A 13,322-nucleotide genomic window follows, 5' to 3' on the forward strand; every position below is an offset into this window, starting at 1 on the left:
ACAGGTCAGTGAGCAGGGGGTTCTCGGCGTCGCGCCGTCAGTGGGGGCATCCTACAGGCGCGCCAGGGTGCCAGCCCAAGAATAGCCGACGCCAAAGCCCAGCAGCAGGGCGGTGTCGCCGGGACGGATGCGGCCCGACTGGCGCGCCCGCGCGATGGCGATCGGTATGGTCGAGGAGACAGTATTGCCGACGGTATCGATTTCAATCACGAATTTGGCTTCCGGGATGCGGATCTTTCGGCGCAGGGCGTCGAGCATGAATTTATTGGCCTGATGAAAGATCACGTGGTCGATATCGTCCAGCGTCTTGCCGGCGGCGTCGAGCAATTCCCGCATTGTACGCGGCACCGCGCCCAGTGTGAACTGGACGATCTCGGCGCCGTCCATGAACAGGTCGTCCTGGCTGCGCCAGTTTCCCGAGGCATCTTCTTTTTCTACCGCCGTGTCCGCGCTGCGCGGCAGGCGCATGGCGCCGGCCGGGACGATCAGGTTCTGCGCGCCGCTGCCGTCCGTGCCCAGCACGAAAGGCCCCAGCCCCTGCTGCGCCGCGCCGCCCGTCACCAGGCTGGCCGCCGCCGCATCGCCAAACAGGGTGCGTACGCTGCGGTCGCGCGGATTGATGAACTTGGAATATGTATCGGCCGTCAGGATCAGCACCTGCTTGCGGATGCCGGCCTCGATCAGGCCCTTGGCCATCGCCAGTGCGTACACATAGCCGGAGCAGCCGAGGTTGATATCCAGCGCGCCGCACGAGGTGGGCAAGCCCAGGCGCTGCTGCAGAACGCAGGAGCTGCTGGGCAGCAAATGGTCGGGCGCCTGTGTGCACAGGATCAGGAAGTCGATGCCGGCGCGCGCGATGTCGTGGCTGGCGAACAGTTTTTCCGCCGCATGGTAGGCCAGGTCGCTGGCCGTTTCATCGGGTGCGGCGATATGCCGCTCGGCGATGCCAGTCTTGTCGAAGATCTTTTGCGCCGACCAGTCGTCCAATTCCTGCGCCAGGGCGTCGTTGGTCAGCGTGGCCAGTGGCAGATGATAGGCGACGGCGGTAAGTTGGGCGTGGTTCTGCATGCGGGGCCGTTGGGTCAGTTGTCAGTGGAGTCAGGGGAGAGGGGGAGTTGGCGATCCTCAGGCGGATACCGTGCCGTGCTCCCGCTCCCATTCCCGACGGCTGTTTTTAAGGATGTCGACGATCAGCAGGGCTTTTGCCTCGTCCGTGCACATGTCTTCCAGGAACATGGCATTGTTGTCGCGGACCCAGGCCAGCGGCATTTCCCACCACGCCAGTTCCAACAATGCGGCACGGACTTTTTCCGTGAAGCGGTGGCGGATCAGGCGCGCGGGCGAGCCGGCATAAATGCCATACGGTTCCGAGCGGAAATTGGGCGGCAGCAGCGAGCGCGCGCCGATGACGCAGCCGTTCTCGATCACGCTGCCGCCTAGCACCATCACTTCGTCGCCGATCCACACATCGTTCCTGATCACCGTGTCGGCATACTGGGGCGGGGGCGCATTCTTCAATCCGCCGCCGAGGATCGACAGCATGTACGTGGAGATGGTGCGCATCTCGTGCTGGCCATTGAGCAGGAAGCGCAGGCGCGAGCCGCCGGCCACATACCGCCCCACGCACAGGCTTTGCTGCCCGCTGTCGTATTTCACCAGAGAGCCAACGCCAAAGCCGGAGCCGCGTCCGATGTAGAAGTGCCCGCTTGTCGGTTCCTGATCCAGCCAGTCGCGGAAAAATTGATGGGGCAGGGTGCTGATGGCCCCATCGTCGTAGCCCAGTACCGTGAATTGGGCCGACCAAGGATGGTTCTCCGCCACGCCGGAAAAATTGGTTTCGGTGGAAATATGCATCAGGCTATGTTCCGTATCAATTCGTGTTGCCGTGCGGGGGCGGCGATCATGGCGATAATGGCATCCACGCTGGCCATCTCCAGGTCCGGATAGATGGGCAGGCAGATCACCTGCGACGACGCCAGCCGCGCCACGGGCAGATTGGCGTGCGCGGCCGACGGAATGCCGCGGTACATGGGGAAGTCGCTGATCAAAGGGTAAAAGTAACGGCGCGCGTAGATTTCCTGGTCGCGCAGCAGCTGGAACAGGGCGTCGCGCGACAGCGGGTAGCCGGGGCCCACCAGGATCGGGAAATACGCGTGGTTGGCCGCCTCGCCTTCGCTCTGCTGCAGGCAGGTGATGCCGTCGATGCCGGCCAGCTGCTGGCGGTAATGCGCATCGATGGCCTTGCGCTTTTGGCGCGCGCCGTCGATGCCCTTGAGCTGCAGCAAGCCGAAGGCGGCATTGATCTCGCTCATCTTGCCATTGATGCCCGCGGCCACGACGGTGACTTCATCGACGAAGCCGAAGTTTTTCAGATGGTCGATGCGCTGCTTGGTCTTGGCGTCCGGGCAGACGATGGCGCCGCCTTCGAAGGTGTTGAAAATCTTGGTGGCGTGAAAGCTGATCACGGAAAGGTCGCCGTGATTGAGCACGCTGCCACCGCGGTGGCGCACGCCGAACGCATGCGCCGCATCGTAGATCACCTTCAGGTTGTAGTTGTCGGCAATTTTCTCGATGGCTTCGATATCGCATGGGCGGCCGTAGCAATGCACGGGCATGATGGCGGTGGTCTGCGGCGTGATGGCCGCCTCTATCTTGCTCGGGTCGAGGTTCAGGCTGTGAGGCTCGATGTCGGCAAACACGGGCTTGATGTTGTTCCACAGCAAAGAGTGGGCGGTGGCGACAAACGAATACGGCGTCGTGATGACTTCGCCGTTGATGCGCAGCGCCTGCAAGGCCGTCATCAGCGCCAGCGTGCCGTTGGCGAACAGGCAGATGTGCTTGACGCCCAGGTAGTCGCACAGCGCCTGCTCGAGCTGCTGGTGGAACGGGCCGCCATTGGTCAGGATCTTGTTGTCCCAGATCGTTTCCAGATAAGGCAGGAAGTCTTCCAGCGGCGGCAGCAGGGGCTGGGTGACATACACCGGCTTGTTTTTTTGAGTGCTCATCATAATCCGATCGGCGGGTTGGGCACGGCCACGGGGGCTTCGAACGAGACAGGAGGCAAGCCTTCGCACCAGCGCTGCCAGGCGATGCGCAGGGCGTTTTCGAAGCCTTCCGCGATCAGTTGCGGCTTGCCCATGGTCGAGCGTTCCAGACGGTGCCGCGCACTGAAGCGATACGCTCCCAGCAGCAATGGATTGGCCGCAATGGCCATACCCTTGCGCACGAAATCCTCGTCGTCGCTGGCGATGAACTCTTCCAGCTCGACCTGGCGCAGGATGGACGTACCGGCACAGCTGGGCAACGTCGGTCCGGCCACAGTGAGCGTCGGCACGCCCATCCACAGCGCATGGAAGGTGGTCGTGCCGCCGCCATACGGGAAGGTGTCGAGGCACAGGTCGACGCGGTGGTGCATGGCCATGAATTGGCTCATGCCGGTGCGCCCTTCAAAGGTGAGGCGCTCCAGCGCAATGCCTTCCTCTTCGAACCACTCCTTGAGCTGCGCGGGCGCTTCCGACTTGGGCATCGCGGCCAGCAACATCTTCGAATCGGGCAGCGCGCGCAGCAGCCTGGACCAGCGCGCGACTACCTGGCGGTTGATTTTATTGAGGCGATTGAAGCTGCCAAACGTGATATATCCATTCGTCAATGCGGGTGCAGCTTGAATGCCGGGTGCATAGTGCGATGGCAGGAAAGGAGCGCAGGCTGGCAGCAACAGCAGTTTCTCGGTGAACTGGCTGTCGAATTTGCCGGGCGGCGAAAAGAATGGATCGCTCAGGTAGTAATCTATCGCCTTCAGGCCCGTGGTGAGTGGGTAGCCTATCCAGCTTGCCTGGACAGGCGCCGGCTTGGCGGCAAACATCAGCAGGCGATTCTTGCCCGAGTGGCCGGACAGGTCGATCAGAATATCGATGCCGTCGTCGCGGATATGTTGCGCCAGTTCCAAATCGGACATGCGCTCCACCTGGCGCCAGTGAGGAATGAGTTCACGCAAGCGCTGCGTGACGTCGTCGTTCTCCTGATTGTTGTGATAGGCATACAACGACAGGCTGGCGCCATCGACGATATTTTCCAGTATCGGGATAATGAAATGCGGGATCGGATGGTTGAGCAGGTCGCCAGATACAAGGCCAACTTTTAGCGTACGCAGCGGCTCTCGGGTATTGCTGTGCGCCGTGCGACTTTTTTCGATATGCGTCTCGAAGGTGTCGCTGAAGCGCTGGTGCTCGGCAAACAGCGTCTCGGCGTCGATGTCGGCGCTATGCGAGAGCAGGAACAGGTAGTTGCTGAACAGGGTTTCCCATAGCGGACAGATGGCCAGGCCCTTGCGGCAGGTTGCGATGGCTTCGTCTATCCGGCCGATATTGCTGAAGGTAGCGCTTATATTGAGGTAGGCATCCCGGTATTTCGGATTCATTGCCAGCGTCTTGTGATAGCACTCCAGGGCCAGCAGGGGTTCCTTCATGAGCACGTAGCAATTGCCGAGCGCAAATTGAGCGCGCTCGAATTTGGGGTCGATAGCGAGCGCGGCCAGATAAGTCTGCTTGGCTTGTTGCAATTGATTCTGCGCCTGCTGTGTCGATCCCAGGTTGCATAGCGCCGAGGTGTTTTCCGGCTTCAATTCCAGCGCGCGCAGGTAGGCCGCGGTCGCTTCGTCGAACGCCTTCAATTCCTGCAAGACGACCCCAAGGTTGTTATACGTATCACTATTGTCGGATTCGTATTCAAGTGCTCGACGGTAAGACGCTACGGCTTGCTCGAAGCGCTTGATCGTGTTGTAGTAATCGCCCAGATGTTTGTGCGTTGTGGCGTTGTCAGGCGCCATATCGATAGCTTGCTGAAAGTACTTCAGTGCATTGTCCCTGTCCTCGGCGGCACCGTAAGCGATGGCGAGCTGGGCGCAGGCTTGCGCATCGTCTGGCTGAAGACGATGCGCGCGCGTGCAATGTTCAATGGCTGCAGCGTACTTCTCTTGTTTGCATAGTAGCAACCCCAGATTGCTCAGCGCCTGGGGGAAATCCCCATCGAGTGCGACCGCCTGTTCGTAGGCGGCCATGGCTTGCTCTGTTTGTCCCAGCGCCTGAAGCGCGCGTCCCAGGTTGTTGTGCAGCTTTGCGTCGTTTGCATGTAATTTGATGCCAGACTGGCAAGCGGCTACTGCGGCATCGTATTCTTCGGCCTCGTGCAGTGCCGCCGCCAGATTGGCATGCGCCGCCGTGGTGTGGGGTGCCAGTTGCAGCACGGCCCGGTAGCTGACGATGGCCGCTTGCCATTGCTGCAGGTCTTGCTGTGCGTTGCCCAGGTTCAGGTAGATTTCAGCGTCGCCCGGCTGCAGGGCCAGTGCGCGCTGATAGCAGGCGACGGCTTCGGCACTGCGCTGCATGGCTTTCAATGTGTTGCCTAAATTAAAATGTCCTTTGGCATAGTCGGGGCGCAGCGCCAGGGCCTGCCGGTATGCCTGCTCGGCCTGTTCCAACTTGCCTTGCGCCTGCAGCGCCGCCGCCAGGTTGCCGTACGCCTCGACAAAGTCCGGATTCAGTTCCAGCGCCCGCGTATAGCTGTCGACGGCTTGCGTGTACATGCCCCGTTCCTGCCATGCGGTGCCCAGATTGCCGTGCGCCTCGGCATCGTTGGGTGCCAGTTGCACGGTTTTTTGCAGTGCCTCGAAGGCATCCTTGCCCTGTAATTGCAAGGCAGTGCCCAGTACGCTCCAGGCAAAGTCCGAGTCGGGATAGCGCTGCGTCAGGGCGTGGCTGGCCGCTTCCAGTTCGGCATGGTGGCCGGCTTGATACAGATCAATGACGTGCTGCGTTTCCTGCGCTGTCGGGGTGCTGGCGATGGCCGTTTCGATGCGGCTGCGCAAGCCTTGCGATTGTTCGTTGTCGAGACCGCGCGCGATGGCCGCCGTGACGATCTCCAGCGCCTGTTCGCGGTCGCCCGCCTTGAGCAAACCATCCGCATACGACAGCCAGAACTGGCCTTCGTCGGGGTTGACCGACAAGGCCTTGTGCAGATATGGCAAGCCAGCCTGGTATTGCCCGACTTGTCCAGCCAGCAAACCCATATTGTGGTTGGCAATGGCGTGGTATGGCTGCGCCTGCAAAATCGCCAGGTAAAGCTCTTCCGCCTCGGCGTACCGGCCAGCCTGGTGTTCGGTGATTGCCTGTTGCAATTCGGCGTCGAGGGGCACAGCTGGAAGGGCGTTTGCGTTCATGGGCGGGTGGAAGGTGAAATATTTAGCAGTGGGAATTGTAACTGCTGGAAGTGCTTCTGAGAAACTTTCCGGGTGGAATTTATCCGGGAATGCTGTCGCAATGCAAACTTGGTGTTGCTGGCGGGTCAAAGCGTGGGGAAATATGATGCTTTTAATAAAAAACAGCGCGCTACCGTGGGGTAGGGCGCTGTCTTTCTGCCAGCTGGCGACCTTGTCGCCATGCGTGGGTGCTGCCGTTTACATGTTTGGATAGTTCGGCCCGCCGCCGCCTTCCGGCGTCACCCACACGATGTTCTGCGTCGGATCCTTGATGTCGCAGGTCTTGCAGTGCACGCAGTTTTGCGCATTGATCTGCAGGCGCTCGGCGCCGTCGTCGTTCTTCACGAATTCGTACACGCCGGCGGGACAGTAGCGCGCTTCCGGACCCGCATATGTGGCCAGGTTGACGTCGACGGGCACGCTGGCGTTCTTCAAGGTCAGGTGGATGGGCTGGTCTTCCGCGTGGTTCGTGTTCGAAATGAAGACGGACGACATCTTGTCGAAGGTCAGCTTGCCATCGGGTTTCGGATACACGATCTTTTTCGACTGGGCCGCCGGTTTCAGGCATTCGTGGTCGCCATGCGTGTGGTGCAGGGTCCATGGCGCCTTGCCGCGGAAGATGATCTGGTCGATGCCAGTCATCAGGCTGCCCAGGTACAGGCCTTTCGACAGCCATGGCTTGACGTTGCGCGCCACGTGCAGCTCTTCGTGCAGCCAGGATTGCTCGAAAGCAACTGGGTAGCTCGTCAGTTCGTCGTGCTGGCGCGATTCGCCCAGCGCGCCGAAGGCCGCTTCGGCCGCCAGCATGCCGCTCTTGATGGCCGCGTGGCTGCCCTTGATGCGGCTCATGTTCAGGAAGCCCGCGTCGCAGCCGATCAGCGCGCCACCGGCGAACACCAGTTTCGGCAGCGATTGCAGGCCGCCGGCCGTGATCGCCCGCGCGCCGTAGGAGATGCGCTTGCCGCCTTCGAAGAATTTGCGGATTTCCGGATGCGTCTTGTAGCGCTGGAATTCCTCGTACGGCGACAGGTAGGGGTTTTCGTAGGCCAGGCCGACCACGTAGCCGACCATGACCTGGTTGTTTTCCAGGTGGTACAGGAAGGAGCCGCCGTAGGTTTTCGCGTCCAGCGGCCAGCCCGTCGAGTGGATCACCAGGCCAGGCTGGTGCAGGGCTGGGTCGATTTCCCACAATTCCTTGATGCCGATGCCGTACGATTGGGGATCCTTGCCGGCGTTCAAGTCATACCTGGCCATCAATTGCTTGCCCAGGTGGCCGCGCGCGCCCTCGGCGAACAGGGTGTACTTGGCGTGCAGTTCCATGCCCAGCTGGAAGTCGGGACCGGGTTCGCCGTCGCGCTTGACGCCCATGTTGCCGGTTGCCACGCCTTTGACGGAGCCGTCGTCGTTGTAGAGGATTTCCGCGGCCGGGAAGCCCGGGAAGATTTCCACGCCCAGGTTTTCCGCCTGCTGGCCCATCCAGCGCACCACATTGCCCAGCGAGACGATGTAGTTGCCGTGGTTTTCAAAGCAGGCCGGCACGGCGAAGTTCGGCGTCTTGTATGCCTTGGTTTCGGTCAGGAACAGGATGCGGTCTTCCGTCACTGCCGTGTTCAGGGGCGCGCCCAGTTCTTTCCAGTTCGGAATCAGTTCCGTCAGCGCTTTCGGGTCCATGATGGCGCCCGACAGGATATGCGCGCCCAGCTCGCCGCCTTTTTCCAGCACGCAGACGGACACTTCCTGGCTCTTTTCAGCGGCCAGCTGCTTCAGGCGGATCGCCGCGGCCAGGCCTGCGGGGCCACCGCCGACGATCACCACGTCATACTCCATGGTCTCGCGCGGTCCGTACTGTTCAACTAAGTTATTAGGCTGTGTCATGGTCTCGATTGTTAGTCACTAAATGGGTGGGTGAGGAATCTTCGAATAAATTTAAGCACGAGTGTGCTTGTTTTTGGCGAGGATTGCAACTTTGGCGCCATTTTGCGTGACATTGCCCCTCGCCGCAATCTAAATCCGGCCATTTTGTGTAATGATGGCGTTTACCTTTGCTCAAGTACGGCGCACGGTATTTTGCCCCGGTGCCATCGGCACGGCGTAAAGTGTTATCTAAAATAAAACAGGAGTAGCTCGTGGGCATAGAAGTCAATTTCGAGGGCAAGATTGCCCTGATTACCGGCGCATCGAGCGGCCTTGGCGCGCGCTTTGCGAAAGTGCTGGCCCAGGCCGGCGCGCAGGTCGTGCTGGCGTCGCGCCGCACCGAACGGCTGAAGGAATTGCGCGCCGAAATCGAAGCGGACGGCGGCGCCGCGCACGTGGTGTCGCTCGACGTGACCGACTTTGCCAGCATCAAGTCGGCCATCGCGCACGCGGAAACGGAAGCGGGCCCCATCGATATCCTCGTCAACAACTCAGGTGTCTCCACCACGCAACGCCTGGTCGACGTCACGCCCGAAGATTACTCGTTCGTGATGGACACCAACCTGCGCGGATCGTTCTTCGTGGCCCAGCAGACGGCCAAGCGCATGATCGCGCGCGCCAAGGGCGACCCGAAGAAACAGCACCGCATCATCAATATCGCCTCGATGGCGGGCTTGCAGGTGCTGCCGCAGATCGGCGTGTATTGCATGAGCAAGGCGGGCATGGTGCACATGACGCGCGCCATGGCCGTGGAATGGGGTAAATATGGCATCAACACCAACGCCATCTGCCCCGGCTACATTTCCACGGAAATCAACGAAGATTATTTCGCCACCGAGCAGGGCAAGAAACTGATCGAAATGCTGCCGAACAAGCGTCCGGGCAAGCCGGAAGACCTCGATGGCCTGTTGCTGTTGCTGGCGGGCGAGGATTCGCATTTCATCAATGGCGCCATCATTTCCGCAGACGGTGGAATGAGTACCTTCTAACGCTGCAGCTGCAAGCCCACCAGCTTGTGCACCAGCTCGGACGACGTCGAGGCGGCAAACTTGCGCATCAGCTTGGCGCGGTGCATTTCCACCGTGCGGGGGCTGAGGTCGATCTGGCGGGCGATGACCTTGCTGGTCTTGCCTTCCACCAGCAGGGCGGCGATTTCGCGCTCGCGCGGGGTCAGTTCCGCCGTCACGGGGCGTTTCTCGCTGACATCTTCGAACGTCCAGATGCCCGCTCCCAGCGGTTGGTTCGGCAGCATGGCGTGGCCCGTGACGTGGCACCAGAACAATTCTCCATTGCTGCGGCGCATGATGCGCTCGTCCGAATAGCGGCCCCTGGCGTTCATGATGGGGATGATGCGGTCACCCGTGCGCAGGAATTCGTCGTGCGTGGGGTAGAGTACTTCGAAGGACTGGTCGTCGAGCTGGGCGCGCGCGTAGCCGAACATGGCTGCCAGCGCTTCGTTGCAGCTGCGCATGATGCGGTTTTCCGACATGCACATGCCCACGGGCGCGTGCAGGAAGATGCTTTCATAATCGATGGCTGACGCGGCGTTCATCTGATACGTATCACTCTCACAGGGGGATTGCAGGCACGGCGCCGGTAGTTCTACGGTATTGTACTTTCCACTCGCGTATTTTATGCTGAGTCGCTGCCTGAGTCATGGACTCAAGACCAAAGCTTAACAAAAGATAGAGGGACACTCATGAATAAAGTTTATCCTGACGCCGCCTCGGCGCTGGCCGGTATCGTCCAAGATGGCCAGACCATCGCCGTCGGCGGCTTCGGCCTGTGCGGCATTCCCGAAGCCCTGATCGGCGCCTTGCGTGATTCGGGCGTGACGGGCCTGACGGCCATTTCCAACAACGCCGGCGTGGACGGCTTCGGCCTGGGCCAGCTGCTCACCACGCGCCAGATCAAGAAAATGATCGCCTCCTACGTGGGTGAGAACAAGGAATTCGCGCGCCAGTACCTGGCTGGCGAGCTGGAACTGGAATTCACGCCGCAAGGCACGCTGGCCGAGAAACTGCGCGCCGGCGGCGCCGGCATTCCCGCCTTCTTCACCAAGACGGGCGTGGGCACCATCGTTGCCGACGGCAAGGAAATCCGCGAATTCGACGGCGAACAATACGTGATGGAACGCAGCCTCGTGGCCGACGTGGCGCTCGTCAAAGCCTACATGGCCGACCGCGCCGGCAACCTGATCTATCGCAAGACGGCGCGCAATTTCAACCCGAACGTGGCCATGGCCGGCAAGATCACCATCGTCGAAGTGGAAAAACTGGTCGAAGTGGGCGAGATCGACCCGGACCAGGTGCATACGCCGAGCATCTTCGTGCACCGCATCGTGGTCAACGCGAACCCGGAAAAACGCATCGAGCAGCGCACCGTGCGCACTGAAGCATAAAAGAATACGGAGATTATTATGGCTTGGACACGTGACGAAATGGCCGCGCGCGCGGCAAAGGAATTGCAGGATGGCTTTTATGTGAACCTGGGCATCGGCTTGCCGACCCTGGTCGCCAACTATGTGCCGGACAACATGGAAGTATTCCTGCAGTCGGAAAACGGCTTGCTGGGCATCGGCCCGTTCCCCACCGAGGATGAGGTCGATGCCGACCTGATCAACGCGGGCAAGCAGACGGTGACGGCCTTGCCCGGCGCTGCCTACTTCAGCTCGGCCGATTCCTTCGGCATGATTCGCGGCGGCAAGATCAACCTGGCCATCCTGGGCGCGATGCAAGTGTCGGAAAAGGGCGACCTGGCGAACTGGATGATTCCAGGCAAGATGGTCAAGGGCATGGGCGGCGCGATGGACCTCGTCGCCGGCGTCAAGCGCGTCGTCGTGCTGATGGAACACGTGGCCACGGCCAAGGATGGCACGACGTCGCACAAGCTGCTCAAGCAGTGCGACCTGCCGCTGACGGGCGTGGGCGTGGTCGACGTCATCATCAGCGACCTGGGCGTCATCGACGTGACGGAAAACGGCTTGAAGCTGGTGGAACTGGCGCCGGGCGTGACCAAGGAACAGGTGCAGGCGGCCACGGGCGCGGAACTGGACGTTTCCGCCGTGTAAGCAGGCGGATCGTCGTAGGGAATAAAAGGGCGGACAGCGATGTCCGCTTTTTTTTCGCCGGGCACGCACTACGTCTGCGCCATGTCTAAGGCTGTCCCTGAAGTGTGCCTATGCTGGAACGGTGCAGGGCAGACGAAGTCACGACAAGGAGCAGTCATGAAGGCAAACTGGTACGCATCGCCGCTACTGAGGCGCATGGCAGGGAGTGTGTTGGCTGCGGGCTTGGCGGCGTTGCTGTCCGCCTGTGCCGCCGCCGGCGGCGAGCACGTCAACCCGGTGGTGACGGAGAAAGTGTTTGCGGGCGATCCCGCCCTGGCAAAAAACATCTTTGTCTTTCTGGATGGGACGCGCAATGACAGCGCCTCCGGGACCAATGTGCGCCGGGTCTTTGATGCGGTGCTCAATGCCGACGAGGCGCAGACCAGCGCCATCTATATTGAAGGCGTGGGCAGCGTCGAAAGTCCCGTGCTGGGCGCCAGCCTCGGCCTTGGCATGGAGCCGCGTATCCTGCGCGGCTATGATTTCATCGCGCAGGCGTTTCGCCCCGGTGACAAGCTCTACATTTTGGGCTTCAGCCGTGGCGCCCATCAGGCCCGCGCACTGGCTGGCCTGATCGCCTACGCGGGCGTGCCGGCCAGGTCGGAAGACGATATCGAACAACGGCTTGGGCGCGATAACGCCATCCTCGAAGTGGTCAAGCGCAAGAATGATGAGGCCTATGTGAATGCGTGGAAGGCGTGGCGGCCGGGACAGGAGCCGATCGCTGGTAAAGAACTGCGCGAACGTTTCAAGGTAGCCGTGGTGCCGGTGGAAATCCAATTTCTCGGTCTGTGGGATACCGTGCCCGGTTCCCTGTTCAAGGACTTCGGTGTGTGCAAGGAAATGAGCGACGGCAGGGACGGCGACCGCTACAAGTCCGATTCCTATCCGCCGATCCGCCGCATCCTGCATGCCGTGTCGCGCGATGAAAAGCGCAGCCGCTTCCATCCCATCTTGCTGTGTCCGCCCATTAATGCAGACTACACGAGCGTCAGCGAACTCTGGTTTCCCGGATCGCATGCCGATATCGGTGGTGGTTACGCCGATTCACGGGCGTTGTCCGACCTGTCGCTGGCGTGGATGATGACGGGCCTGGCGCAAGACTATGCGCTCCCGCCGTTGCAGCTGGCTGGCGATCCGCTGGGCCTGGCGCATTGGTCGATCGGCGACCGGCCGGCCAATTTGTTCAGCCATTGCGAGGACAGGGTATTGCCCGACGGCGCCATGCAGGCCCCGGCCCTGCAAGTGAGGACCGTTGCTGGCAGCGCGCCGTTGCGCATGCAGGGTGTGATCGAGCAACGGCCCTATCCTTTGGAGTGCTCGCGCTAGCCAGGTCGTTTATGCGGCGCCCGCCTTGCCGCGCAGCCCGTCCAGGCTGTAGGCGCCGCCACCGGCCGCCGCGAAGTACAGGAAGGTGAAGCAGTACATCACGGCCATTTCGCCGCCGTTCAGGATCGGCAGGAAGGCGGCCGGCGCGTGCGCGATGAAATAGGCGGCCGCCATCTGGCCCGACAGGATGAAGGCGACGGGGCGCGTGAACAGGCCGAGCAGCAGCAGGGTGCCGCCCACCAGCTCGATGACGCCGGCCGCGCCCATCAGGGAAAACAGTTGCAAGCCGTCGAACATGGCCACGTGCGGCGCGCCGAACAGCTTGGCCGTGCCGTGCTGCAGGAAGAGGAAACCGAGGATGATGCGAAGCAGGCCCAGCAAGCGTGGGGACCAGGTGGCGTAGACGGCGGGCGAGAGGGACATGAGGTGCTCCATTCAATAATGAGGATGGTTCGGTGTCAGGCTTGCATTAACGCAATGTCATTATGCGGGAGCCTGGCGGCGAACAGTAAGCAGTACTGTAATGGTTTTGCATTCATTGATCATCATGATGAATATTGATGGATGATTTACTGTGCGTTGATGATGTGCTCAATCTTTCGCCCATGAAAAAGCCCCGCGGATCGCTCCGCGGGGCTTTTCAATACTGAGTACGGCTTACTTGACGATGTTGACGCTCGGTGCAACGTAGGCGTCCTCGGTCGGGTGGGTTGGGTG

11 protein-coding genes are annotated in these 13,322 nt (G+C 61.1%); 4 read left to right on the plus strand and 7 right to left on the minus strand.

Going from position 1 to position 13,322, the window contains the following annotated elements; all coding sequences use genetic code 11:
* Positions 1-51 precede the first annotated feature (51 nt).
* The 5 genes from AC07X6_RS23115 to AC07X6_RS23135 form a co-directional block, all read right to left on the minus strand.
* Positions 52-1,068, minus strand: a complete 1,017-nt coding sequence (locus AC07X6_RS23115) for a 3-oxoacyl-ACP synthase III family protein (protein WP_474290804.1) — start codon at positions 1,066-1,068, stop codon at positions 52-54.
* 57 nt (positions 1,069-1,125) lie between these two features.
* Positions 1,126-1,854: an LbetaH domain-containing protein gene (locus AC07X6_RS23120; protein WP_494792525.1), complete on the minus strand. Its 729-nt coding sequence runs from the start codon at positions 1,852-1,854 to the stop codon at positions 1,126-1,128.
* The gene (locus tag AC07X6_RS23125; RefSeq protein ID WP_474290806.1) at positions 1,854-3,008 is read right to left on the minus strand and encodes a DegT/DnrJ/EryC1/StrS family aminotransferase; all 1,155 of its coding nucleotides are present in this window, start codon (positions 3,006-3,008) and stop codon (positions 1,854-1,856) included. The genes AC07X6_RS23120 and AC07X6_RS23125 overlap by 1 nt, the downstream gene beginning before the upstream one ends.
* Positions 3,005-6,214, minus strand: coding sequence for a tetratricopeptide repeat protein (locus AC07X6_RS23130; protein WP_230541916.1), 3,210 nt, complete (start codon positions 6,212-6,214; stop codon positions 3,005-3,007). Before AC07X6_RS23130 ends, AC07X6_RS23125 begins: the two co-directional genes overlap by 4 nt.
* Positions 6,215-6,451: 237 nt before the next feature.
* Positions 6,452-8,128, minus strand: a complete 1,677-nt coding sequence (locus tag AC07X6_RS23135; RefSeq protein ID WP_230541917.1) for an electron transfer flavoprotein-ubiquinone oxidoreductase — start codon at positions 8,126-8,128, stop codon at positions 6,452-6,454.
* A gap of 251 nt (positions 8,129-8,379) precedes the next feature.
* Here AC07X6_RS23135 and AC07X6_RS23140 point away from each other — a divergent pair, with 251 nt between their 5' ends.
* Positions 8,380-9,156 carry an SDR family oxidoreductase gene (locus AC07X6_RS23140; protein ID WP_034752351.1) on the plus strand — a complete coding sequence of 259 codons (777 nt, stop codon included), beginning with the start codon at positions 8,380-8,382 and terminating at the stop codon, positions 9,154-9,156.
* On the opposite strand, the gene AC07X6_RS23145 is transcribed toward AC07X6_RS23140, so the two are convergent.
* Entirely contained in the window at positions 9,153-9,719 is a 567-nt protein-coding gene (locus AC07X6_RS23145; protein WP_070221561.1) for a LuxR C-terminal-related transcriptional regulator, read from the minus strand. The genes AC07X6_RS23140 and AC07X6_RS23145 overlap by 4 nt on opposite strands.
* Before the next feature lie 147 nt (positions 9,720-9,866).
* On the opposite strand from AC07X6_RS23145, the gene AC07X6_RS23150 reads away from it, so the two are divergent.
* The 3 genes from AC07X6_RS23150 to AC07X6_RS23160 all read left to right on the plus strand — a co-directional run bounded on the left by AC07X6_RS23150 (position 9,867) and on the right by AC07X6_RS23160 (position 12,605).
* Entirely contained in the window at positions 9,867-10,568 is a 702-nt protein-coding gene (locus AC07X6_RS23150; RefSeq protein ID WP_230541918.1) for a CoA transferase subunit A, read from the plus strand.
* 18 nt (positions 10,569-10,586) lie between these two features.
* Positions 10,587-11,237 (plus strand): CoA transferase subunit B, encoded by a 651-nt coding sequence (locus tag AC07X6_RS23155; RefSeq protein ID WP_230541919.1) that lies wholly within the window; start codon positions 10,587-10,589, stop codon positions 11,235-11,237.
* A 156-nt stretch (positions 11,238-11,393) separates the two neighbouring features.
* Positions 11,394-12,605: a phospholipase effector Tle1 domain-containing protein gene (locus AC07X6_RS23160; RefSeq protein ID WP_494792526.1), complete on the plus strand. Its 1,212-nt coding sequence runs from the start codon at positions 11,394-11,396 to the stop codon at positions 12,603-12,605.
* A 9-nt stretch (positions 12,606-12,614) separates the two neighbouring features.
* Here AC07X6_RS23160 and AC07X6_RS23165 read toward each other — a convergent pair whose 3' ends face one another.
* Positions 12,615-13,028: a DoxX family protein gene (locus AC07X6_RS23165; protein ID WP_494792527.1), complete on the minus strand. Its 414-nt coding sequence runs from the start codon at positions 13,026-13,028 to the stop codon at positions 12,615-12,617.
* Between the last annotated feature and the right edge of the window lie 294 nt (positions 13,029-13,322).

Source organism: Janthinobacterium sp. GW460-12-1-14-LB5 (assembly GCF_059423585.1).

Coding starts and splice junctions, on each gene's coding strand:
- AC07X6_RS23160 (WP_494792526.1), top strand. CDS start 11,394: ATGAAGGCAAACTGGTACGCATCGCCGCTACTGAGGCGCATGGCAGGG.
- AC07X6_RS23145 (WP_070221561.1), bottom strand. CDS start 9,719: ATGAACGCCGCGTCAGCCATCGATTATGAAAGCATCTTCCTGCACGCG.
- AC07X6_RS23130 (WP_230541916.1), bottom strand. CDS start 6,214: ATGAACGCAAACGCCCTTCCAGCTGTGCCCCTCGACGCCGAATTGCAA.
- AC07X6_RS23150 (WP_230541918.1), top strand. CDS start 9,867: ATGAATAAAGTTTATCCTGACGCCGCCTCGGCGCTGGCCGGTATCGTC.
- AC07X6_RS23165 (WP_494792527.1), bottom strand. CDS start 13,028: ATGTCCCTCTCGCCCGCCGTCTACGCCACCTGGTCCCCACGCTTGCTG.
- AC07X6_RS23120 (WP_494792525.1), bottom strand. CDS start 1,854: ATGCATATTTCCACCGAAACCAATTTTTCCGGCGTGGCGGAGAACCAT.
- AC07X6_RS23155 (WP_230541919.1), top strand. CDS start 10,587: ATGGCTTGGACACGTGACGAAATGGCCGCGCGCGCGGCAAAGGAATTG.
- AC07X6_RS23115 (WP_474290804.1), bottom strand. CDS start 1,068: ATGCAGAACCACGCCCAACTTACCGCCGTCGCCTATCATCTGCCACTG.
- AC07X6_RS23135 (WP_230541917.1), bottom strand. CDS start 8,128: ATGACACAGCCTAATAACTTAGTTGAACAGTACGGACCGCGCGAGACC.
- AC07X6_RS23125 (WP_474290806.1), bottom strand. CDS start 3,008: ATGATGAGCACTCAAAAAAACAAGCCGGTGTATGTCACCCAGCCCCTG.